The organism is Enterobacter sp. ku-bf2, assembly GCF_001742765.1.
Taxonomy (GTDB): Bacteria; Pseudomonadota; Gammaproteobacteria; order Enterobacterales; family Enterobacteriaceae; genus Enterobacter; species Enterobacter quasiroggenkampii.
Map to the genome: position 1 here is coordinate 52800 of NZ_MDVW01000007.1, position 23703 is coordinate 76502.

Consider the following 23703-nt stretch of genomic DNA (forward strand, 5'->3'; position numbering starts at 1 on the left):
TCAGACTTGCGACAGCGTTGTGCTGCCCTGCCGCTCGCGCTTGTGCACAAGCCCGGCGCTGTCAAACAGCCAGTACAACAGTTTGGCCAGTAACAGGCAGACTCCGAAAACAACCATGAAGAACACTACGCGCGAAACGAACGAGTCCAGCCCTTCGCGCGCCAGAACGATCATATTGAAAATGGCACCAAAGCAGAAACTGTGCAAAATGGCCGCTTTATAGCGGTTGGTCTCTTCGTTGCCACGCACGTAAAGCCAGTCGAACCACTTGATAATAAGCCCCACGGCAACCGCCCCGGGCAGAATGAACCACGCCCCGCCCATCACCACCAGGGAACCGATCAGCGTGGGTGAAATTGCCAGACCGGAATGGTTGTTCAGCACTTCCCAGGTAAAATAGTTCGCGGTATTGAGCACCACACCAGGGCGATCCGGCCATAGCCAGGAAGGGATAAAGACGTAGAAGTCGCGAACAATCGGCGCCAGCCCCTGGAAATCAATCTTGTCGTAGTTTTGCAGCAGTAATGCCAGGTTTTCCCACGGCGAGAACGTATCGCGCGTGAGGTAGAGGAACGTATAAAACGCCTCATCACCCGCCACGTTCATTCCGTACCGCTTCAGCGCCAGCCAGAACATCCCCACAATGCCAAACACGCCTGCCGCAACCAGCATCCACAGCGAGATCCAGCCGCGGATGATGCCGATAAACAGGAAGATGGCGAAGGCGATGATAATGTTCGCGCGCGTGCCGCCCACAATCATGTAGGTCAGGATGCCAAACGCGACGGTACTGACCAGGAAGAACAGCCACGCTTTGCTGTCCTGGCGCAGGAAGAAGATCACCAGCATCGCCGGGATGAAGAAGTAGAAGAAACGCTTAAGCGCCACGCCCGAAACCTCGGCCGAAAAAATCTGGCTGTAGGAGTGGAGCTTAAACAGCAGGAAGCCGTTATGCATGAAGAAGATGCCGACGCTGACCAGGGCGATGGTCATCAGCATCACCCATGTCAGGTGGGTTTCCACCCTATTCATGTTAAAGAGCGCCCGACGCGGGGCAGCTGTCTGCGCTGAACGCAGACGCGTTTTATAGGTGACGTAGTAGACCGCATAGAAGCAGGTCGCCGCCAGAAGCGCCTGGAGCAGAATATCCGGCGGCGCGACGCTCACGTCAAAACGGAAGACCAGAATGCTGGTGAGCGGGAAGCCGAAAAAGAACGTCAGCAGGAACAGTAACGAGAAGAAGACGTTAAAGTTGAAGCGCACCCGGCGGAATTCAAACCAGGTGAGCGTGGCGATAAACAGGGCGCTCAGAAGCCAGACAACCAGTAAGCCGCTGAATTGCAACTGACTCATGCTTTGTCTCCTGAAGCGATACGCAGCGCGCGGTGCCACGGCGTGAGATAATTCGGGCTGAAAAAATCGATGCTGTTTTTATCCACCAGCGTGAGCTGACGTTGAGCTTCACGTACCACCTCGACGTTCAGCGTGTCTGAGGTAAACAGCACCGGAATATGCTGCTCGGCCATGTCCTGCCAGAACGGGTTGTCGCGGTTGAGCACGCACGGTACCCCCGCCTGAATCAGCAGACACAGTGTGCCAATTCCCTGCTGTCGGGCAAAGATGAAATAGCCGAGATCGCATTTTCTCAGCAGTGCGAGATATTCCTCAAATTCCAGCTTATCGCTGAGGATGTGCAGATTTTCTGCGCTAAACAGCGCCAGTCCCTGCTGGCGAACCTCGTCAATGTAGGCGTTATTGTTGGCGGGATAGCCCATCGGCACCACCACGTTCACCGTGTCGCCAAACTGCTGATGCACCGCCCTGAGCGCCGCGACATGTTCGTTACTGCGATCGCCGGAATTCCCCACCAGGATCGTCAGCTTGCCTTCACGCACCGCGTCATTGGCCATGGCGTTCAGCGCCGGATCCATGCGGGTGGGGAAATAAAGCAACTCGCCGCGCACGTTGGGGTGCTGTTTAGCAAAATAGTTGAGATCGCCGCGGGTAGCAAAAACGCAGCCCACGCGCCCCTGCGCCATGCGGCGCAATGGATAGAAAAGACGGAATTTCCAGCCGCGGGAGACTTCATAAAGATCGGCTCCCCAGATATGCCAGCTGCACTGGGAGGGTTTAATCCCTCCGCTGAGAAGCGCCAGCCACAGGCCGGTGTTAAACTGCCCGTGGAAGAAGAATCGTTGCTCGCGGTCGGCTTTCGCCCTGGCAACGACCGCCTTTGCCAGCGTTGCCTTATCTGGCCAGAAGCGAATCGTCAGCGCCGGAAATGCCTCGCTCAGGCCCTTATCCTGACCTGCAACCATAAACTCACGCGCATCAGGATCCCCCGATGCCAGCTCGTCGTTGAAGAACCGCAAAACGGTCTGGTTATGGTGTGGGATATCCGATCCCAGGATGTGAATCAGTGCAGTCATGCGCGTTTACGCCACAATAAAAATACACCGCAACAGGCGGCGAAATGAACGATATAGGTTGCCATGTAGGCCTGAGCCGCCCCCAGCGCGCCGTGCGCGGGTATCAGCCAGTGCGAGAACGAGGTCAGTAATGCAAACTGGCTAATTTCCGCCAGGATATACAGCCGCAGGGAGGCTTTTGCTATCACCAGATAGCCGAAAACGTAAGCCCCCACTTTCAGTACATCACCCACCAGCTGCCAGGCAAAGAGATCGCGCATGGCGATGAACTTCGCCGAAAACAGCAGCCAGATGGCGACATCGCGCAATAGCCAGACGGTAAAGCTGGCAGCCGCAACAGCCGGCAATACAAAGCGCAGCGACCGGAAAATCTCACGCGTAATATCCTGTCTGGAGGTCAAACGCGATAAGGTTGGCAGCAAATAAACGCTAAAGGAAGCCGTAATAAACTGGAGATAGGCGTCGGAAATACTGCTTACGCCCTGCCAGATCCCCACTTCATCCCAGCTATAATGCGCCGCCAGCAGGTTACGCATCATCACGTAGGCCACCGGCAGCGTGACGGAGGTGATGAGCGCCATCAGGGTAAATTTACCCAGCTGGCTGGCAAGCACTTTATCCCATTGCGGCTTGAGGTAGCTCAGGGGGATGACGCCCCGACGCATCAGCATAAAAGCCGCAGGCACAACCACCAGCGCCGGAACCAGCGCCAGCCCCAGCAGTGCGCCTTCGTAGCCCCCCAGGCGATAGCAGAAATAATAGGCAATCACGCCGATAACGCTGCCCAGGATTAACGCAATCGCGTTTCCGGCCGCATCACGAAACCCTTTCATCAGCGCCAGCAGCAGGTTAGCCCAGGCAATCCCCATCTGAACCAATGCGACCAGACGCACCAGCCCCTGATAGTGGGTGTGACCGAATAATCCCTGGCTGATGGACGCCGCCGCCAGCAGAAAGATAATCGCCATCAGGGTCGAAAAACCCGTGACCATCGCCGAGGAGGTGCCCACGACCCTGCGAAGCTGGGTCGCATCATCATGATACTGCGCAACGTATTTGGTCACGCCGTTGAAGATACCGGCACCGGCCAGCACCCCAAGGACGGTGACAAGCTGGCGGAAATTACCCGCTAGCCCCACGCCAGAGGGGCCAAATGAGACAGCCAGCAGCTTGACGACCAGCAGCCCGGCGCCAATTTTTACAAGCGTGGACGCGGCGGTCCACACCGATGCTTTTGCCAGAGACATATCAGCCGAAATAGCTCAGAAGGGTATTAATCACCGTACGCTGGTTAACTGGCGCGAGGTTGTAGAACAGAGGCAGACGAAGCAACCGCTCACTTTCTTTGGTGGTGTAACGGTCTTCACCCGCGAAGGTTCCAAACGCTTCGCCCGCCGGGCTGGAGTGCAGCGGAATATAGTGGAACACCGCCATAATTTCGGCTTCTTTCAGCCAGGCGATAAGCTCGCTCCGGTCGTCGTTATCGCGCAGCTTGATGTAGAACATGTGCGCGTTGTGGACGCAATCTGCCGGGATAGTCGGCAGCTCAATACGCCCGGCTTTGGCCAGAGGCTCAAGCGCATCGTAATAGGTTTGCCACAGGGAGAGGCGCTGCAGGTTGATGCGATCCGCGGCTTCCAGCTGCGCCCACAGGTACGCGGCCTGCAGATCCGCCATCAGATAGCTGGAGCCAATATCGCGCCAGGTGTATTTGTCTACCTGGCCGCGGAAGAACTGACTGCGGTTGGTGCCTTTTTCGCGGATCACCTCCGCACGCTCCACGAGCGCCCGGTCGTTAATCAGCGTCGCGCCACCTTCTCCGCCAGCCGTGTAGTTTTTGGTTTCGTGGAAGCTAAAGCAGCCGATATGGCCGATGGTACCCAGCGCGCGTCCCTTGTAGGTCGACATCACGCCCTGGGCGGCATCTTCCACCACAAACAGGTTATGTTTTTTGGCGATGGCCATGATGGTGTCCATTTCACAGGCCACGCCCGCGTAGTGAACCGGCACGATCGCGCGCGTTTTGTCGGTGATCGCCGCTTCAATCAGCGTCTCATCAATATTCATGGTATCCGGGCGGATATCCACAAAGACGATTTTCGCCCCGCGCAGGACAAACGCGTTCGCCGTGGAAACGAAGGTGTAGCTCGGCATGATCACTTCATCGCCGGGCTGGATATCCAGCAGCAGCGCGGCCATTTCCAGCGATGCCGTACAGGACGGGGTCAGCAGCACTTTGGCGCTGCGAAAACGCTGTTCCATCCACTGCTGACAGCGACGGGTAAAACCGCCGTCACCGCAGAGTTTGCCGCTGCCCATGGCAGACTGCATATAGTCGAGTTCCGTTCCGACGACGGGTGGTGCGTTAAATGGAATCATCTTGTCACCTGTATAACCAGTAGGCGGTGGCGTCGATGTTGGCACCACTCGCAATATAACGTTTAAGCGCGGCGGTGTTGCCCACCTGGGTCGCCACCCGCAGCGTCTCAACCTGCTGCTGCTGCGCCCAGTGCAGCGCCGCCTGCATGAGCTTCTCACCCATGCCGCGCCCGGCTAATAAGCCAATACGCGCCTCGCACGCGTTGAGCTTGCGAAGCGAGACGAACCCCTGGAGTTGACCGTCCCCTGCGCGGAAAACCAGGCAGACGTGATCAAAGGTGCCTTTAACCGCATTCTCTATCCACTGGGCATAGAAACGTCCGCTATCGTCAGGAGCATACCAGGGCGTACGAAAGCGACTCTGCGCAAACGCCTGAGCCGCCATCTGACGCAGCACGGGAATATCCTGTTCGGTTGCCATTTCCACACCGGGCGCATCGTGCCGGGTGAGGGTTATGGAAAGGTCTGCCTCACCTTCAACCAGCTGAAAGCCGCGTTGCTGGAGCGCGTCAAGCAGGTCGGTACGGTCCGCCGGGATCTTCGCCTGAATCCGTTGCCAGGCGTTCAAATCTGATTCAGCCAGTACCGGCGCATCATCGCGCAGGCGCACAATGGCCGACGGCAGGCCGAAAAAGGCACTCTCCCACTGCAGGGGCTCGAGTACCCCGTTCAGGCTGTTCAACGCCAGACGCCTTTGGTATCAATCACATATTGCTGACGCACCGCATCACCAGGCGTCGCTTTAAACGCTTTATGATCCACCAGCAGCACCAGTACGTCCGCCGTCGCCAGCGCCTCATCCAGCGCTGTCAGCGTGCAGTGCCCCGCCAGTTTTGCCGGCAGTTCATGAATATTCGGCTCAACCACCAGCGTTTCACCCTTGTGCCATTCGGCAATCATCTGAGCAATTTCCATCGCCGGGCTTTCACGCAGGTCGTCAATATTCGGTTTGAAGGCCAGACCAAAGCAGGCAATTTTCAGCTCGCTGGCGCGCTTGCCGCTCTCTGCCAGACAATCCGCTACCGTGGTTTTGACCTGATTGAGCACCCAGTGAGGTTTGCTGTCATTGACTTCACGCGCGGTGCGAATCAGGCGCGCCTGCGCTGGGTTCTGCGCCACAATAAACCACGGATCGACGGCGATACAGTGTCCACCCACGCCCGGGCCTGGCTGGAGAATGTTGACGCGCGGATGGCGGTTCGCCAGGCTAATCAACTCCCAGACGTTAATCCCCTGATCGGCGCAGATCAGCGACAGTTCGTTCGCAAAGGCGATATTGACGTCGCGGAAGCTGTTTTCCGTCAGCTTACACATCTCGGCGGTACGGGAGTTGGTCACCACGCATTCGCCTTCCAGGAAAATCTTGTACAGCGCGCTGGCGCGTTCGGAACAGACGGGCGTCATACCGCCAATGACGCGGTCGTTTTTAATCAGTTCGACCATAACCTGGCCCGGGAGTACGCGCTCCGGGCAGTAGGCGATATTGATATCTGCCTGCTCCCCCGCCTGTTGCGGGAAGCTTAAATCAGGGCGAGCGTCGGCCAGCCACTGCGCCATCTGCTCGGTAGCGCCGACGGGAGAGGTCGATTCCAGAATCACCAGCGCCCCTTTCTTCAGCACCGGGGCAATGGACTTCGCCGCCGCCTCGACGTAGACCATGTCGGGCTCATGGTCGCCTTTAAAGGGCGTTGGAACGGCAATCAGGTAGGCATCCGCTTCAACGGGCGTCGTGCTGGCACGCAGGAAGCCGCCCTCCACCGCCTCTTTCACTACACGATCCAGATCGGGCTCGACAATATGAATTTCGCCACGGTTAATGGTTTCCACCGCGCGGGCGTTGATATCCACACCGACAACCTGTTTCTGACGAGAGGCAAACGCCGCCGCGGTGGGCAAGCCAATGTAGCCAAGACCAATGACAGAGATGGTAGTAAAACTCATAGCGATACCCGATTGTTTTTAAGTGCATGCAAAATACGGCCACAAGCCTGCCCGTCTCCATACGGATTATGGGCCCGGCTCATCGCCTGATACGTTTCATCGTCATGCAGAAGGCGCGTGACCTCTTCGACGATGAGCTGCGCGTTGGTGCCAACCAGACGCACCGTCCCGGCTTTCACCGCTTCCGGACGTTCGGTGGTTTCACGCATCACCAGCACCGGCTTGCCAAGAGAAGGCGCTTCTTCCTGAATGCCGCCGGAATCGGTAAGGATCAGCCAGGCATGGTTCATCAGCCAGACAAACGGCAGGTAGTCCTGAGGTTCAATCAGAAGGACATTTTCAACATGACCCAGGATGCGGTTAACCGGCTCGCTGACGTTAGGATTGAGATGGACCGGATAGACAATCTGCACATCGTCGTTCTGCGCGGCGATTTCAGCCAGCGCGTGACAGATTTGCTCAAAGCCCCGGCCAAAGCTTTCGCGTCGGTGGCCCGTCACCAGTATGGTTTTTTTACCGTTGTGCAGGAAGGGATAGCGGGCAGCGAGTTCTTTCTTAAGATCGTCGTTTGCGAGGACGCGGTCACGTACCCAAATTAACGCATCGATGACCGTATTGCCGGTCACAAAGATTTTGTTATCGGCGATATTTTCACGCAGCAGGTTCTGACGCGAGTTTTCCGTTGGCGCAAAGTGGTACATCGCCAGGTGGCCCGTTAGCGTGCGGTTGGCTTCCTCCGGCCACGGCGAATACAGATTGCCGGTACGCAGACCCGCCTCGACATGCCCCACGGGAATACGTTGATAAAACGCGGCCAGGCTGGTCGCCACGGTCGTGGTGGTATCTCCGTGTACCAGCACCACGTCAGGCTTGAATGACTCCAGGATCGGCTTGAGATCTTGCAGTATGCGACAGGTTATCTCCGTCAACCCTTGCCCCGGTTTCATAATATTAAGGTCGTAATCCGGGACGATGGAAAAGAGCGTTAAGACCTGGTCAAGCATCTCACGGTGCTGGGCCGTGACGCAGACTTTCGCTTCAATATCAGGATCGCTGGCCAGGGCATGAACCAGAGGTGCCATCTTAATGGCCTCCGGCCTGGTGCCAAATACGGTTAGTACTTTCACATCGATTCTCTTCGATTAGGCGATGAAGGCCGCAGCCTTCATCGTAGACGGCATTCTTAGTTTGTGCGACGACGCGTTAACGCCACGCCAGCGCCCGCCAGTGCACCGACAATCCCCCACATGATCATCAGGAATGCACGACGCGGACTGTCGCGTTTTACAGGTTCTTCAGGCGTTCGCAAATAACGATAGGTCTGAAAACGCGGGTCCAGAGAGGGACCGACATTAAGCGTATTGAGCATCGCGCGATTTTGATCGTAATCGAGGTCAACATCAGGACCGACGGCCTGGAGATTTTCCAGGCGTGCCTGCAGCATAGGGCGACCAAGAAGGAACATTTCAGAGTCAGGCAGTTCATCAGCCGGCACGTCCGTCTCACTACGAGAAATATTGTGCTGTTCCGCAATTTTCAGCGCCTGCTCAATGTTGTGTACACGGCGAGTAAAAATCGCTTTAGCCACCTCTTCCTGACGTTTCACCTGGGCTTTCATCTGGATGGTACGGGCCGCCCAGGCGCCTTTAAGCTCTTCGTTAAGATGGCTTGCGGCACGCTGGCTGGCAAACGCGACGTATTGACGCAGCAGGTTGTTGGCATCCGGCGCGGTTTCTGCAATCAGCTTGACGCTGTCATTCACGTTACGCAGCGCGTCGCCCGGCATAAACTGAATATTGTTAATCAGATCGTCCAGCAGGGCGGCATCGGCTTTGGTGTTATCAACCCGACGCTGCTTGTAGTAATCCGTCTGGGACCAGAAGTCGCGACGCGTATCCCACGAAGCCAGTTGCATCACAAACTCTTTGTAGGCCTCATCCATAACGGAAACCTGATCTGGCGTGGCAAGGTTGGCTTTGATATCCAGGTTTCGCAGGAATTGCTGCTGGGAATAGTATCCCCCAAGCATGTTAACCGTTGGTTTGTCCGTGATTGCCGTGGCGCTCCATTCCTGTTTTGCAAAGAACGTATAGGCCAGCGCTAACAGTGCAAATCCCAGCGCGATCCCCGCAATCCAAAGTTTGCCTGCCCATAACACGCGAAACAAACCCCGAATATCCAGTTCATTCTCTGTTACCACTGATTTCGCTCCCGCCAACGGTTGAGTCATCATAGTCCCGGTTTTACTTAGTTAATGTTGTGTTTTTGCCACTGTTACGACGCATCCTGCGTTTAATACGTTTAATGAACCGCGCCACTTTCCATGCGCGCTTAATGCAGTAGCCGTACAGGAAAAATGCTAGCAAGAATAATACCAACATGACCCATTCTGGCACAAAATGAGCATACTCCGCGGCAACACCCACTCCCGCAAGGATAGCAGCCGCTACGGTTATCAAAACAAATGCCTGTCTGGAGGTGAATCCAGCTCGCATGATCAAATGATGAATATGCTGTCGGTCGGCTGAGAAGGGACTCATCCCTTTGCGCAAGCGGCGATACATTATCGCAACCATATCCATTAACGGGATAGCGATAATCCACAACGCGGTAACAGGGCTGATAGGATGGACTTGTCCCTGAGTCGTTTCCAGTAAAATCCAGATGACGGTAAACCCAATGAGTGTACTGCCCGCATCACCCATAAAGACTTTATAGCGGCGCCCCAGCGCACCGAGGTTTAACAGGATATAAGGCAGGATGGCGGCAATCATGGCGAAGCACCACATAGCAAGACTATATTGTCCGTCAAACCACAAAATAAAACCGATCGCGGCAAATGAGACGCAGGAGAGTCCCCCCAGCAAGCCATCAATACCATCGACCATGTTGAATGCGTTTATAGCCACCCATACGGCGAAAAGCGTCAGAAAATAGCCGAACGGGCCGAGCACCATCTCCCACGAGCCAAAAATATAGCCCAGGCTACTCAAGTAGAGTTTTGCTGAGACCATCATGGCAATGCCAACTGCCGCCTGCACAAAGGCGCGAATTTTAACGCTGATGTCATAACGATCGTCAAGCGCGCCGACGATAACCAGTACCGTTGAACACATCAGGTATAATTTGACATGTGGGACATAGTAGTTAGCAATTGCGAAGGCATAGCAAATACCCGCAAATACTGAGATACCACCCACCAGGGGGATCATACCCTGATGACGTTTCCGGAAGTTGGGTTTATCCACTAACCCCACGTATTTCGCCACCTTACGCGCAATAAACAGAAAACAGGTGGTGAATAAAAAAATACTGGTTAGATCAGTAAACGTATCGAATAGGTTCACAATGGATTCTCAACAAATGTTAGTCTCGGAAGTATAACCATGAAGGCTCATAGCCCGAAGGTAAAAGTAAACCTCTTGTGACCTCATTTGTATATTATTCAAGCTATTAATGTTTTTACTCTACGAATCGTCTTATTGTTACACCTACACGTCAAAATTGGGAGTAGGTGGTACTAGCGTATAGTCCATAAAAGAAAAACGCCACGTAAAAACGTGGCGTTCGCTGGCTTTATTTGCGTTACGAGCGTTTCATCATGTCGAAGAAATCGTCGTTGGTTTTGGTCATCGCCAGTTTGTTAATGAGGAACTCCATCGCGTCGATTTCACCCATTGGATGGATGATTTTGCGCAGGATCCACATTTTCTGCAGCTCTTCCTGAGTGGTGAGCAGCTCTTCTTTACGGGTACCGGAACGGTTGTAGTCGATAGCCGGGAAGACGCGTTTTTCAGCGATCTTACGAGAGAGGTGCAGTTCCATGTTGCCTGTACCTTTAAACTCTTCGTAAATCACTTCGTCCATTTTGGAACCGGTATCGATCAGCGCCGTCGCGATGATGGTCAGGCTGCCGCCCTCTTCCACGTTACGTGCAGCACCGAAGAAGCGTTTCGGACGATGCAGGGCGTTAGCATCCACACCACCGGTCAGCACTTTACCAGACGCTGGCACCACGGTGTTGTAGGCACGCGCGAGACGGGTGATGGAGTCGAGCAGGATGATCACGTCTTTCTTGTGCTCAACCAGGCGTTTTGCCTTCTCGATAACCATTTCCGCAACCTGAACGTGGCGAGATGCTGGCTCATCGAAGGTTGAAGCAACCACTTCACCTTTAACCAGACGCTGCATCTCGGTCACTTCTTCCGGACGTTCGTCAATCAGCAGCACCATCAGCACACAGTCTGGGTGGTTATAGGCGATGCTCTGCGCGATGTTCTGCAGCAGCATGGTTTTACCCGCTTTTGGCGGCGCCACAATCAGACCACGCTGGCCGCGACCAATAGGTGATGCCAGATCCAGAACACGCGCGGTTAAGTCTTCGGTCGAACCGTTACCACGTTCCATACGCAGGCGAGAGTTCGCGTGCAGCGGCGTTAAGTTCTCAAAGAGGATCTTATTACGCGAGTTTTCAGGTTTGTCGAAGTTAACTTCATTGACTTTCAACAGCGCAAAGTAGCGTTCACCCTCTTTAGGAGGACGAATCTTACCTGAAATGGTGTCACCAGTGCGGAGGTTGAAACGGCGGATTTGGCTGGGGGATACGTAGATGTCGTCAGGGCCGGCGAGGTAGGAGCTGTCTGCAGAGCGGAGGAAACCAAATCCGTCTTGCAATATCTCCAGCACACCGTCGCCAAAGATATCTTCGCCACTCTTAGCGTGCTGCTTCAGGATGGCGAAAATGATGTCCTGCTTGCGCATACGAGCCTGGTTTTCCAGCCCCATATTTTCGCCGAGAGTGATCAGCTCAGAAACCGGCGTATTCTTTAATTCGGTAAGATTCATAATGGTGTGGGTTCTTAAACTCGGGGTGATTCTCGAACTTAATGTTGTGAATGGTATGGCAGGGTCATCCATGCCTGTTTAGCGGCCATCAACTCATGTCTGTTCGCTGTCTGGTCACAGGGAAAGAACGCAGAACTGAAACGACAAGACGGATTGAGTGACAAGCCCGGAATTTAGCCACTTCACGCACTGGATATGTCAACAGCGGGAAGTATCGGGTAAAACAAGATTCAAACAACAAGATATGTTTAAAACGAAGTCATAGCTAACTTAGCACGACTTCAGCCGGGCGTCCAGAGTTCCAGATCATTTAGCCGGGAGCTCTGAACGCGCAGCGGAGAAACCTTACGCCAGGTTAGCGTCCAGGAACTCTTTCAGTTGACCTTTGGACAGCGCGCCCACTTTGGTCGCCGCCACTTCGCCGTTTTTGAACAGCAGCAGGGTCGGAATGCCACGGATACCGTATTTTGGTGCGGTGCCCGGGTTCTGGTCGATGTTCAGCTTGGCAACGGTCAGTTTGCCCTGATATTCGTCGGCGATCTCATCCAGAATCGGGGCGATCATTTTGCAAGGACCACACCATTCAGCCCAGAAATCGACGAGGATCAGCCCGTCAGCCTTAAGTACGTCCGTGTCAAAACTGTCGTCAGTCAGGTGAATAATTTTATCGCTCATATATAACTCCACAGGAATAAGCCTGGTACGTTGGTTTTGTCTCCACCAACGACGTGTTGATGTCGCATTAACCAACTAAAGGTTGACTTTATTTCACCGGATACGCTTTCGTAAAGCAATAGTAAGCTGATATTCTACCACACTATGAGCAAAACACATTTAACAGAACAGAAGTTTTCCGACTTCGCGCTGCACCCGAAGGTGATTGAAGCCCTTGAAAATAAAGGGTTTCATAACTGCACGCCCATTCAGGCCCTCGCGCTGCCGCTGACGCTGGCCGGTCGCGATGTTGCCGGGCAGGCGCAAACCGGTACCGGCAAAACGATGGCGTTTTTAACGTCAACGTTTCATTATTTACTTTCTCACCCAGCGATTGCAGACCGCAAAGTTAACCAGCCGCGCGCGCTAATTATGGCCCCGACGCGAGAACTGGCGGTACAGATCCACGCAGACGCTGAACCCCTGGCGCAGGCTACCGGCCTGAAGCTGGGCCTGGCCTATGGCGGCGACGGCTACGATAAACAGCTGAAAGTGCTGGAAAGCGGTGTGGATATCCTGATCGGTACCACCGGCCGTCTTATCGATTACGCCAAACAGAACCACATTAACCTCGGTGCCATCCAGGTTGTGGTGCTCGATGAAGCTGACCGCATGTACGATCTGGGCTTCATTAAAGACATCCGCTGGCTGTTCCGCCGTATGCCTCCGGCTAACCAGCGCCTGAATATGCTGTTCTCTGCAACCCTCTCCTACCGTGTGCGCGAACTGGCGTTCGAACAGATGAACAACGCCGAGTACGTGGAAGTGGAACCGGAGCAGAAAACGGGTCACCGCATTAAAGAAGAGCTCTTCTATCCTTCGAATGAAGAGAAGATGCGCCTGCTGCAAACGCTGATTGAAGAAGAGTGGCCAGATCGCGCCATTATCTTCGCGAACACCAAACACCGCTGTGAAGACATCTGGGGCCATCTGGCTGCAGACGGCCACCGTGTTGGCCTGTTGACCGGTGACGTCGCGCAGAAAAAACGCCTGCGAATTCTCGAAGAGTTCACCCGTGGCGATCTCGATATTCTGGTCGCCACCGACGTGGCTGCACGTGGTTTACACATTCCAGCCGTAACGCACGTCTTTAACTACGATCTGCCAGACGACTGTGAAGACTACGTACACCGTATCGGTCGTACCGGTCGTGCGGGCGCAAGCGGTCATTCGATTAGCCTTGCGTGTGAAGAGTATGCGCTGAATCTTCCGGCCATTGAGACCTACATCGGTCACTCTATTCCGCAGAGCAAATACAATCCGGAAGCGCTGTTAAGCGAACTGCCGCCGCCTAAGCGTCTAACCCGCCCACGCTCCGGCAATGGACCGCGTCGTTCAGGCGGCGCACCGCGTAATCGTCGTCGTTCAGGTTAAGAAAATATGCTCAGCTCCACCTCGCTTTATGCAGCAATCGATCTCGGTTCGAATAGTTTTCATATGCTGGTTGTGCGCGAGGTGGCAGGAAGCATACAAACGCTGACGCGCATTAAGCGCAAGGTCCGCCTCGCGGCGGGCCTGAGCAGCGACAATCACCTCTCACCTGAAGCCATGGAACGTGGCTGGCAGTGTCTGCGACTCTTTGCCGAGCGTCTGCAGGATATCCCGCATGCCCAAATCACCGTCGTCGCCACCGCGACACTCCGCCTGGCGGTTAACGCCGTGGATTTTATTGCCAGAGCGCAGGAAATTCTCGGTTGCCCGGTTCAGGTTATCAGCGGTGAAGAAGAAGCTCGCCTGATTTATCAGGGGGTTGCACATACCACAGGGGGTGACGATCGCCGCCTGGTGGTGGATATCGGCGGTGCCAGTACCGAGCTGGTGACCGGCACCGGCGCGCAGGCAACCTCGCTGTTCAGCCTGTCGATGGGCTGCGTGACCTGGCTTGAGCGCTACTTTACCGATCGTAATCTGGGTAAAGAGAACTTCGACGAGGCAGAAAATGCGGCGCGCGAGGTGTTACGTCCGGTGATGGACGAGCTGCGCTATCACGGCTGGAAAGTGTGCGTGGGTGCGTCGGGTACCGTGCAGGCCCTGCAGGAAATCATGATGGCGCAGGGAATGGACGAGCGGATTACGCTTGCCAAGCTTCAGCAGCTAAAACAGCGCGCCATTCAGTGCGGACGCCTTGAAGAGCTGGAAATTGAAGGCCTGACGCTCGAACGCGCGCTGGTTTTCCCGAGCGGGCTGGCTATTCTGATCGCTATTTTTACCGAACTGAACATCCAGTGTATGACCCTGGCTGGCGGCGCGCTGCGTGAAGGTCTGGTCTACGGGATGCTGCATCTGTCGGTCGATCAGGACATCCGCAGCCGTACCCTGCGCAACGTGCAGCGTCGTTTTCTGGTTGATATCGATCAGGCAGGACGCGTATCGCAGCTGGCGTCACGCTTCGCCGATCAGGTCGCTAACGTCTGGGATCTTGAACCACTGAGCCGCGATTTACTGCTGAGCGCCTGTGCGCTCCATGAAGTGGGGCTGAGTATTGATTTTAAGCAGGCTCCTGCTCATGCTGCGTATCTGGTGCGCAACCTGGATTTACCGGGCTATACACCCGCACAGAAAAAATTGCTGGCAACGCTGCTGCTGAACCAGACCAATGCCGTTGATCTCTCGTCTTTGCATCAGCAAAATGCCGTACCGCCGCGTGTGGCCGAACATCTGTGCCGCCTGCTGCGTCTGGCGATTCTGTTTGCCAGCCGACGTCGCGATGATTTGCTGCCAGCGATCGGCCTGGTGGCCGATGACGAAAAACTGTCGCTGACGCTGCCGGAAAACTGGATTGAACGTCACCCACTTGGGGCAGAGATGATCGAGCAGGAGTGCCAGTGGCAGAGCTATGTGCACTGGGTGCTGGAAGTGAAGTAATACGCTGAACATTGCCGGGTAGCGGCTTCGCCTTACCCGGCCTACTCATCCTTATCCTTTCTCTTTGGCTTTTGCCAGCATGGCGCGAATGTTCGCCACGTTAGCCTGCCCCTTGTGCATCCGCTCTTCCGCAGTAATTACTTTGCGTTCCTGCTCCCAGATTAGGTCATCCTGCGGCAGTTCCAGCAGGAAACGGCTCGGCTCCGGGCGGACAAGTTCGCCATACTGACGGCGCTCTTTACACAGTGTGAACGTCAGCTCTTTCTGCGCGCGGGTGATCCCCACGTAGGCCAGGCGGCGCTCCTCGTCGACGTTGTCTTCATCAATGCTGCTCTGATGCGGTAACAACCCCTCTTCCATACCAACCAGATAGACATACGGGAACTCCAGACCTTTTGACGCGTGCAGCGTCATCAGCTGTACCTGATCGGCCTCTTCTTCGCTCTCGCCACGCTCCATCATGTCGCGCAGGGTAAAGCGGGTGACGACCTGCGTCAGGGTCATCGGCTCGTCGATTTCAGAGCCCTCCAGCATTTCGGTCATCCAGCTGAAGAGCTGGTTAACGTTCTTCATGCGCATCTCAGCGGCTTTCGGGCTGGCCGAGGTTTCGTACAGCCAGGACTCATAGTCGATGCCGTGAATGAGATCGCGCACCGCCGCCACTGGCTCGCGCTCCGCGAGACGCTGCACTTCGCCGAGCCAGTGGGTGAATCGCGTTAACGAATCATAGCCGCGACCGGTTAATGTCTGGCTTAGCCCCATGTCGAAGCTGGCGGTAAACAGGCTTTTGTTACGCGTCATCGCCCACTCGCCGAGTTTTTGCAGCGTCGCCGGGCCAATCTCGCGTTTTGGCGTATTCACAATACGCAGAAACGCGCTGTCGTCATCCGGGTTAGTGAGCACGCGCAGATAGGCCAGCAGGTCTTTGATCTCTGGCCGTGAGAAGAACGAGGTCCCGCCCGAGATTTTGTACGGAATGCGGTTCTGCATCAGCATCTTTTCAAAGACGCGCGACTGGTGATTCCCGCGATAGAGGATCGCGTAATCCTTATATTCGGTTTTATTGACGAAGTGATGGGCGATCAGTTCACCGGTGACGCGCTCCGCTTCATGCTCTTCGTTGTTGGCGCTGAGCACTTTCAGCTCCGTCCCGTAGCCCAGCTCGGAGAAGAGACGCTTCTCAAACACGTGCGGGTTATTGGCAATCAGGATGTTTGCGGCCTTCAGGATACGCCCGGAGGAGCGGTAGTTCTGCTCCAGCTTAATCACCTGCAGCGCCGGAAAATCTTTGCTCAGCAGCACCAGGTTTTGCGGACGCGCGCCGCGCCAGGAGTAAATTGACTGGTCATCATCGCCGACCACGGTGAAACGCGCACGCTGCCCCACCAGCAGCTTCACCAGCTCGTACTGGCTGGTGTTGGTGTCCTGATACTCATCCACCAGCAGGTAACGGATTTTGTTCTGCCAGCGCTCGCGAACCTCTTCATTACGTTGCAGCAGCAGCGTCGGCAGCAGGATCAGGTCGTCGAAGTCCAGCACGTTGCACGCTTTCATGTGCGCATCGTACAGACCATAGCAGTGGGCGAAAATCCGATCCCGTTCGCCTTTGGCGATCGCCGCGGCCTGGGCCGGGGTCATCAGATCGTTTTTCCAGTTTGAGATCGTCGAGATCAGCTGCTGCAACAGCACCTTGTCATCTTCGATCAGCCCCTCGGTGAGCTCTTTGAGCAGCGCCACCTGGTCGGTGTCATCAAAGAGGGAGAAGTTGGACTTCATGCCCAGCGCCGCATACTCGCGCTTGATGATATCCAGCCCCAGCGTGTGGAAGGTGGAGATCATCAGGCCCCGGGCCTCTTTGCGCCCCAGCGTCTGGCCGACACGCTCTTTCATCTCACGCGCCGCTTTATTGGTAAACGTCACCGCCGCAATGTGCCGGGCCTGATAGCCACAGCCGCGGATCAGGTGCGCAATTTTGTTGGTGATCACGCGGGTTTTACCGGATCCAGCCCCCGCCAGCACCAGACACGGTCCGGTGACAAATTCGACGGCTTGTTGTTGTCCGGGGTTTAAACGCATAAATGATCACTCAATGAAAGTCAGGAGGGGAGAATAACAGCGTGGTAGTATAGCGAGCCTAATCCATACCACTCAAGGCACGATCATGGCAAAAACAGCAGCAGCACTGCATATTCTTGTTAAAGAAGAGAAACTGGCTCTGGATCTTCTGGAGCAGATCAAAAACGGCGCCGACTTCGGCAAACTGGCGAAGAAGCACTCTATCTGTCCGTCAGGCAAACGCGGCGGCGATCTGGGTGAATTCCGCCAGGGTCAGATGGTACCGGCGTTCGATAAAGTGGTCTTCTCCTGCCCGGTGCTGGAGCCAACCGGCCCGCTGCACACGCAGTTCGGCTACCACGTGATTAAAGTGCTGTATCGCAAATAAAAAAGCCGGGTGGCGCGGCTACGCCTTACCCGGCCTACATCTTACGGTTTTGTAGGTCGGGTAAGCGAAGCGCCACCCGACAAAGTTGTTAACCCGCTACCGCGATACGCTTCATATCCGTCATGTAGCCACGCAGTTTGTGGCCCACTTTCTCGATCTGGTGGCTGCGAATCGCTTCGTTCACATCGCGCAGCTGCGCGTTGTCCACGGCACCTTCTGCAATCGCTTTACCCAGATCGCCCGTCTGCAGAGTGGTCATAAACTCTTTCAGCAGCGGTACGCAGGCGTAAGAGAACAGGTAGTTACCGTATTCTGCGGTATCAGAGATCACCACGTTCATTTCGTACAGACGCTTACGAGCGATGGTGTTCGCAATCAGCGGCAGCTCGTGCAGTGATTCGTAGTACGCAGACTCTTCGATGATGCCGGAATCCACCATGGTTTCGAACGCCAGCTCAACGCCTGCTTTCACCATCGCGATCATCAATACGCCTTTATCGAAGTACTCCTGCTCGCCGATTTTACCTTCATACTGTGGCGCGGTTTCGAACGCAGTTTTACCGGTCTCTTCACGCCAGGTCAGCAGTTTCTTATCGTCGTTCGCCCAGTCAGCCATCATGCCGGATGAGAACTCGCCGGAGATGATGTCGTCCATATGTTTCTGGAACAGCGGCGCCATGATGGTTTTCAGCTGTTCAGACAGCGCGTAAGCACGCAGTTTTGCCGGGTTGGACAGACGGTCCATCATCAGCGTAATACCGCCCTGCTTCAGCGCTTCGGTGATGGTTTCCCAGCCGAACTGAATCAGTTTTTCCGCGTATGCCGGGTCGGTACCCTCTTCCACCAGCTTATCGAAGCACAGCAGAGAACCGGCCTGCAGCATGCCGCACAGAATGGTCTGCTCGCCCATCAGGTCAGATTTCACTTCGGCAACGAAGGAAGATTCCAGCACGCCCGCACGGTGGCCGCCGGTCGCCGCTGCCCATGCTTTGGCAATCGCCATACCTTCGCCTTTCGGATCGTTTTCCGGGTGTACCGCGATCAGGGTCGGCACGCCGAAACCACGCTTGTACTCTTCACGTACTTCGGTACCCGGGCACTTCGGTGCCACCATCACCACGGTGATGTCTTTACGGATCTGCTCGCCCACTTCAACGATGTTAAAGCCGTGGGAGTAACCCAGCGCGGCACCGTCTTTCATCAGCGGCTGTACGGAACGCACTACGTCAGAGTGCTGCTTGTCCGGCGTCAGGTTAACCACCAGATCCGCCTGCGGGATCAGCTCTTCGTAGGTACCCACTTTGAAGCCGTTTTCGGTCGCTTTACGCCATGAAGCGCGCTTCTCGGCAATCGCTTCTTTGCGCAGGGCGTAGGAGATATCCAGACCGGAGTCACGCATGTTCAGGCCCTGGTTCAGACCCTGTGCGCCACAGCCGACGATGACCACTTTTTTACCCTGAAGGTAGCTTGCGCCATCGGCAAATTCGTCGCGCGCCATGAAGCGGCATTTGCCCAGCTGCGCCAGCTGCTGGCGCAAGTTCAGTGTATTAAAGTAGTTAGCCATGGGTGATACCTCGTGATGTTGTGTGTCTTATTGTTCGGTTCGCGTTTCAGCGAGAATGTACCCACATTACAACAGGAAATTTATTGCGGAAATTGATATATTCACAACATCACATTGCAATTTTTGCAATGTAAAAAGAGGGAGTGGAATCGGTGGATTTACGCGATCTGAAAATGTTTCTTCACCTGGCGGAAAGCCGTCATTTTGGCCGCAGCGCGCGGGCGATGCACGTCAGCCCCTCCACGCTTTCACGCCAGATCCAACGCCTTGAGGAAGATCTTGGCCAGCCGCTGTTCGTGCGCGATAACCGCACCGTCACCCTCACGGAAGCGGGCGAAGAGCTGCGCATTTTTGCCCAGCAGACGCTGTTGCAGTACCAGCAGCTGCGGCACTCTATCGATCAACAGGGGCCGTCACTCTCTGGTGAACTGCATATTTTTTGCTCCGTGACCGCCGCCTACAGCCATCTGCCGCCCATCCTTGACCGCTTCCGCGCGGCGCATCCGTCCGTTGAAATTAAGCTCACTACCGGTGACGCCGCCGACGCAATGGAAAAAGTGGTGACGGGCGAAGCGGATCTCGCCATTGCCGGGAAGCCGGAAACCCTGCCGGGCGCGGTAGCGTTCTCGATGCTGGAGAATCTGGCGGTGGTGCTGATTGCCCCGGCGCTGCCCTGCCCGGTGCGTAACCAGGTGTCGGTGGAAAAACCGGACTGGTCGACGGTGCCGTTTATCATGGCCGATCAGGGGCCGGTGCGACGTCGCATTGAGCTGTGGTTCCGCCGCCAGAAAATCAGCAACCCGTCGATTTACGCCACCGTCAGCGGTCATGAGGCGATGGTGTCGATGGTGGCGCTCGGCTGCGGCGTGGCGCTGCTGCCGGAAGTGGTGCTGGAAAACAGCCCGGAACCGGTGCGCAATCGCGTGATGATTCTGGAACGCAGCGACGAGAAGACGCCGTTTGAGCTTGGCGTATGCGCACAAAAAAAGCGGCTGCATGAGCCGCTTATTGATGCGTTCTGGACGATATTGCCGAACCACTGAACCCGGGTGGCGCTACGCTTACCCGGCCTACGCGCAGCTCTACCACTAGCCTGCCAGGAAGAAGCGGAACGCCGGGTTATGGGTTTCGTCGTGACACTCATAGCCCAGCTCGTTCAGCCGCGTTTCGAAATCCGGCTCGTGCTCGCCCAGTTCAAACGCCGCCAGCACGCGCCCGTAGTCGGTGCCGTGGCTGCGGTAGTGGAACAGAGAGATGTTCCAGTGCGTGCCCAGCGTGTGCAGGAACTTGAGCAGCGCGCCCGGCGATTCCGGGAATTCAAAGCTGAACAGGCGTTCTTTGAGCGGCTTCGAAGGACGGCCACCGACCATGTAACGCACGTGCAGCTTCGCCATCTCATCGTCGGAGAGATCGACCACGCTATAGCCGCCCTCATGCAGCAGGTTGAGGATCTCTTTGCGCTCCTCCACGCCACGGCTCAGACGCACGCCGACAAAAATGCAGGCATCTTTGGCATCGGCAAAACGGTAGTTAAATTCCGTCACCGAACGACCGCCCAGCAGCTGACAGAACTTCAGGAAGCTGCCCTTCTCTTCCGGAATGGTCACCGCCAGCAGCGCTTCACGCTGTTCGCCCAGCTCGCAGCGCTCGGAAACATAGCGCAGGCCGTGGAAGTTAACGTTGGCGCCGGAAAGCACGTGCGCCAGACGCTCGCCACGAATGTTGTGCTGCGCGATGTATTTTTTCATCCCCGCCAGCGCCAGCGCGCCGGACGGTTCCGCCACCGCACGCACGTCTTCGAACAGATCTTTCATCGCCGCGCAGATAGCATCGCTATCCACCGTGACGATATCGTCGAGATATTCCCGGCACAGGCGGAACGTTTCGTCGCCAATACGCTTCACCGCCACGCCCTCGGCAAACAGCCCGACGCGCGGCAGGTCAACCGGATGCCCGGCCTCCAGCGCCGCTTTCAGGCAGGCGGAGTCTTCCGCTTCCACGGCAATGACTTTGATCTGCGGCATCAGCTGTTTGATCAGCACCGCCACGCCTGCGGCTAAACCGCCACCGCCCACCGGGACAAAAACGCGGTCGAGATGGGCATCCTGCTGCAGCAGTTCAAGCGCCAGCGTCCCCTGCCCGGCAATCACCATCGGGTGGTCGAACGGCGGCACCCAGGTGAACCCCTGCTGCTGCGCCAGCTCAATCGCTTTGGCTTTGGCTTCGTCAAAGTTGGCCCCGTGGAGTAAGACTTCGCCGCCGAAACCGCGCACCGCGTCGACCTTGATGTCTGCGGTAGCAACCGGCATCACAATCAGCGCTTTCAGACCCAGGCGAGCAGACGAGAACGCCACGCCTTGCGCATGGTTACCTGCCGAAGCGGTAATCACGCCGCGCGCTTTTTGCTCGTCGGTCAGCCCGGCCATCATCGCGTAGGCGCCGCGTAGCTTAAAGCTGTGCACCGGCTGGCGGTCTTCGCGCTTCACCAGGATAACGTTGTCGAGGCGCGAAGAGAGTTTTTCCATTTTCTGCAGGGGGGTGACCTGCACGGCTTCATAGACCGGCGCGCGCAGCACCGCTCTCAGGTACTCCGCCCCCTCAGGGGCGGCGGATAAGGGTTGCGACTCGGCCATCGTTAGCCCCCAAGTTTCGATTTATCGCGCACCGCGCCTTTATCTGCACTGGTGGCAAGGCTCGCGTAGGCGCGCAGGGCGAAGGAGACTTCACGCTGACGGTCTTTCGGCGTCCAGGCTTTGTCGCCGCGCGCTTCCTGCGCTTCACGACGGGCCGCGATCTCCTGATCGCTCAGCTTGAGCTGAATGCCGCGATTCGGAATGTCGATTTCGATCAGGTCACCATCTTCGATGATGGCGATGTTGCCGCCGCTTGCCGCTTCCGGCGAAACGTGACCGATGGAGAGACCAGAGGTCCCGCCGGAGAAACGCCCGTCGGTGATCAGCGCGCAGGCTTTACCGAGGCCCATCGATTTCAGGAAAGTGGTTGGGTAGAGCATCTCCTGCATACCCGGGCCGCCTTTTGGCCCTTCATAACGGATGACCACCACGTCGCCTTCCACCACTTTACCGCCCAGGATGGCGTCTACCGCTTCATCCTGGCTTTCGTACACTTTCGCCGGACCGGTGAATTTCAGGATGCTGTCGTCCACGCCAGCGGTCTTCACGATGCAGCCATTTTCCGCAAAGTTACCGTACAGCACGGCCAGGCCACCGTCTTTGCTGTAGGCATGTTCCAGCGAGCGGATGCAGCCTTCGGCGCGGTCATCGTCCAGGGTGTCCCAGCGGCAATCCTGCGAGAATGCCTGCGTGGTACGAATACCGGCAGGACCGGCGCGGAACATTTTTTTCACCGCGTCGTCTTTGGTCAGCATCACGTCGTACTGGTCCAGCGATTCCGGCAGCGTCAGGCCGAGCACGTTTTTCACGTCACGGTTCAGCAGCCCGGCGCGATCCAGCTCGCCGAGGATACCGATGACGCCACCGGCACGGTGCACGTCTTCCATGTGGTACTTCTGCGTACTTGGCGCGACCTTACACAGCTGCGGCACTTTACGGGAAAGCTTGTCGATGTCGCTCATGGTGAAGTCGATTTCGGCTTCCTGCGCGGCGGCCAGCAGGTGCAGAACGGTGTTGGTGGAACCGCCCATGGCGATATCCAGGGTCATGGCGTTCTCGAATGCCGCTTTACTGGCGATGCTGCGCGGCAGCGCGCTGGCGTCGTCCTGCTCGTAGTAGCGCTTAGTCAGTTCAACGATACGTTTACCGGCATTGAGGAACAGCTGCTTACGGTCGGCATGGGTCGCCAGCAGCGAGCCGTTGCCCGGCTGAGACAGACCCAGCGCTTCGGTCAGACAGTTCATGGAGTTCGCCGTGAACATACCGGAACAGGAGCCGCAGGTCGGACACGCGGAGCGTTCCACCTGATCGCTCTGCTCGTCAGAAACCTTCGGATCCGCACCCTGAATCATCGCATCGACCAGGTCGAGCTTGATGATTTTGTCGGAGAGCTTGGTTTTCCCCGCTTCCATTGGGCCACCGGAGACGAAGATCACAGGAATGTTCAGGCGCAGGGAGGCCATCAGCATCCCCGGGGTGATTTTGTCGCAGTTGGAGATACAGACCATCGCATCGGCGCAGTGGGCGTTAACCATGTACTCCACCGAGTCGGCGATCAGCTCGCGCGACGGCAGTGAATAGAGCATGCCCCCGTGGCCCATCGCGATACCGTCATCCACCGCAATGGTGTTGAACTCTTTCGCCACGCCGCCGGAGGCCTCGATTTGCTCGGCAACCAGCTTACCCAGATCGCGCAGGTGCACATGGCCCGGTACGAACTGGGTGAAGGAGTTCACCACGGCGATAATTGGCTTGCCGAAATCGGCGTCGGTCATTCCGGTGGCGCGCCACAGTGCGCGGGCACCCGCCATGTTACGGCCGTGGGTGGTGGTGGCTGAACGATACTTAGGCATGCTTTATTTACTCCCGTCTGACTATGTAATGGGACGG

General features: G+C 56.3%; 19 protein-coding genes. 4 read left to right on the forward strand and 15 right to left on the reverse strand.

What is annotated here, in order from left to right:
- The 11 genes from wzyE to trxA all read right to left on the reverse strand — a co-directional run bounded on the left by wzyE (position 1) and on the right by trxA (position 12269).
- Positions 1–1353: an ECA oligosaccharide polymerase gene (wzyE, locus tag BFG58_RS11820; protein WP_048226907.1), complete on the reverse strand. Its 1353-nt coding sequence runs from the start codon at positions 1351–1353 to the stop codon at positions 1–3.
- Positions 1350–2429, reverse strand: coding sequence for a TDP-N-acetylfucosamine:lipid II N-acetylfucosaminyltransferase (locus BFG58_RS11825; RefSeq protein ID WP_063622984.1), 1080 nt, complete (start codon positions 2427–2429; stop codon positions 1350–1352). The genes wzyE and BFG58_RS11825 overlap by 4 nt, the downstream gene beginning before the upstream one ends.
- A complete protein-coding gene (gene wzxE, locus BFG58_RS11830; RefSeq protein WP_069719862.1) occupies positions 2426–3676 on the reverse strand; it encodes a lipid III flippase WzxE in 1251 nt (416 codons plus the stop codon). The genes BFG58_RS11825 and wzxE overlap by 4 nt, the downstream gene beginning before the upstream one ends.
- Before the next feature lies 1 nt (position 3677).
- On the reverse strand, positions 3678–4808 hold the full coding sequence (rffA, locus tag BFG58_RS11835) for a dTDP-4-amino-4,6-dideoxygalactose transaminase (RefSeq protein WP_045909238.1): 1131 nt from the start codon (positions 4806–4808) through the stop codon (positions 3678–3680).
- Positions 4809–4812: 4 nt separating this feature from the next.
- On the reverse strand, positions 4813–5490 hold the full coding sequence (gene rffC, locus BFG58_RS11840; protein ID WP_069719863.1) for a dTDP-4-amino-4,6-dideoxy-D-galactose acyltransferase: 678 nt from the start codon (positions 5488–5490) through the stop codon (positions 4813–4815).
- Entirely contained in the window at positions 5487–6749 is a 1263-nt protein-coding gene (wecC, locus tag BFG58_RS11845) for a UDP-N-acetyl-D-mannosamine dehydrogenase (RefSeq protein WP_069719864.1), read from the reverse strand. Before wecC ends, rffC begins: the two co-directional genes overlap by 4 nt.
- Positions 6746–7876, reverse strand: coding sequence for a non-hydrolyzing UDP-N-acetylglucosamine 2-epimerase (gene wecB / locus BFG58_RS11850; RefSeq protein ID WP_048226919.1), 1131 nt, complete (start codon positions 7874–7876; stop codon positions 6746–6748). The genes wecC and wecB overlap by 4 nt, the downstream gene beginning before the upstream one ends.
- A 56-nt stretch (positions 7877–7932) precedes the next feature.
- The gene (gene wzzE / locus BFG58_RS11855; RefSeq protein WP_045909242.1) at positions 7933–8979 is read right to left on the reverse strand and encodes an ECA polysaccharide chain length modulation protein; all 1047 of its coding nucleotides are present in this window, start codon (positions 8977–8979) and stop codon (positions 7933–7935) included.
- 13 nt (positions 8980–8992) lie between these two features.
- Positions 8993–10096, reverse strand: a complete 1104-nt coding sequence (gene wecA / locus BFG58_RS11860; RefSeq protein WP_045909243.1) for a UDP-N-acetylglucosamine--undecaprenyl-phosphate N-acetylglucosaminephosphotransferase — start codon at positions 10094–10096, stop codon at positions 8993–8995.
- 238 nt (positions 10097–10334) lie between these two features.
- On the reverse strand, positions 10335–11594 hold the full coding sequence (gene rho, locus BFG58_RS11865; protein ID WP_008501566.1) for a transcription termination factor Rho: 1260 nt from the start codon (positions 11592–11594) through the stop codon (positions 10335–10337).
- Positions 11595–11939: 345 nt separating this feature from the next.
- The gene (gene trxA / locus BFG58_RS11870) at positions 11940–12269 is read right to left on the reverse strand and encodes a thioredoxin TrxA (RefSeq protein WP_006179218.1); all 330 of its coding nucleotides are present in this window, start codon (positions 12267–12269) and stop codon (positions 11940–11942) included.
- A 144-nt stretch (positions 12270–12413) separates the two neighbouring features.
- On the opposite strand from trxA, the gene rhlB reads away from it, so the two are divergent.
- Together rhlB and gppA are read left to right on the forward strand one after the other, a co-directional pair.
- On the forward strand, positions 12414–13682 hold the full coding sequence (gene rhlB, locus BFG58_RS11875; RefSeq protein ID WP_021242834.1) for an ATP-dependent RNA helicase RhlB: 1269 nt from the start codon (positions 12414–12416) through the stop codon (positions 13680–13682).
- A gap of 6 nt (positions 13683–13688) precedes the next feature.
- Positions 13689–15173 carry a guanosine-5'-triphosphate,3'-diphosphate diphosphatase gene (gppA, locus tag BFG58_RS11880; RefSeq protein ID WP_063622989.1) on the forward strand — a complete coding sequence of 495 codons (1485 nt, stop codon included), beginning with the start codon at positions 13689–13691 and terminating at the stop codon, positions 15171–15173.
- Positions 15174–15224: 51 nt separating this feature from the next.
- On the opposite strand, the gene rep is transcribed toward gppA, so the two are convergent.
- On the reverse strand, positions 15225–17249 hold the full coding sequence (rep, locus tag BFG58_RS11885) for a DNA helicase Rep (protein WP_008501569.1): 2025 nt from the start codon (positions 17247–17249) through the stop codon (positions 15225–15227).
- An 85-nt stretch (positions 17250–17334) separates the two neighbouring features.
- On the opposite strand from rep, the gene ppiC reads away from it, so the two are divergent.
- Positions 17335–17616, forward strand: coding sequence for a peptidylprolyl isomerase PpiC (gene ppiC / locus BFG58_RS11890; RefSeq protein ID WP_008501570.1), 282 nt, complete (start codon positions 17335–17337; stop codon positions 17614–17616).
- An 88-nt stretch (positions 17617–17704) separates the two neighbouring features.
- Here ppiC and ilvC read toward each other — a convergent pair whose 3' ends face one another.
- Positions 17705–19180 carry a ketol-acid reductoisomerase gene (gene ilvC, locus BFG58_RS11895; protein WP_021242831.1) on the reverse strand — a complete coding sequence of 492 codons (1476 nt, stop codon included), beginning with the start codon at positions 19178–19180 and terminating at the stop codon, positions 17705–17707.
- Positions 19181–19332: 152 nt separating this feature from the next.
- On the opposite strand from ilvC, the gene ilvY reads away from it, so the two are divergent.
- Positions 19333–20223, forward strand: a complete 891-nt coding sequence (gene ilvY, locus BFG58_RS11900; protein ID WP_008501572.1) for an HTH-type transcriptional activator IlvY — start codon at positions 19333–19335, stop codon at positions 20221–20223.
- A 45-nt stretch (positions 20224–20268) separates the two neighbouring features.
- Here ilvY and ilvA read toward each other — a convergent pair whose 3' ends face one another.
- The gene (gene ilvA / locus BFG58_RS11905) at positions 20269–21813 is read right to left on the reverse strand and encodes a threonine ammonia-lyase, biosynthetic (RefSeq protein ID WP_045909247.1); all 1545 of its coding nucleotides are present in this window, start codon (positions 21811–21813) and stop codon (positions 20269–20271) included.
- 2 nt (positions 21814–21815) lie between these two features.
- Positions 21816–23666 (reverse strand): dihydroxy-acid dehydratase, encoded by a 1851-nt coding sequence (gene ilvD / locus BFG58_RS11910; protein WP_045909248.1) that lies wholly within the window; start codon positions 23664–23666, stop codon positions 21816–21818.
- Positions 23667–23703 lie beyond the last annotated feature (37 nt).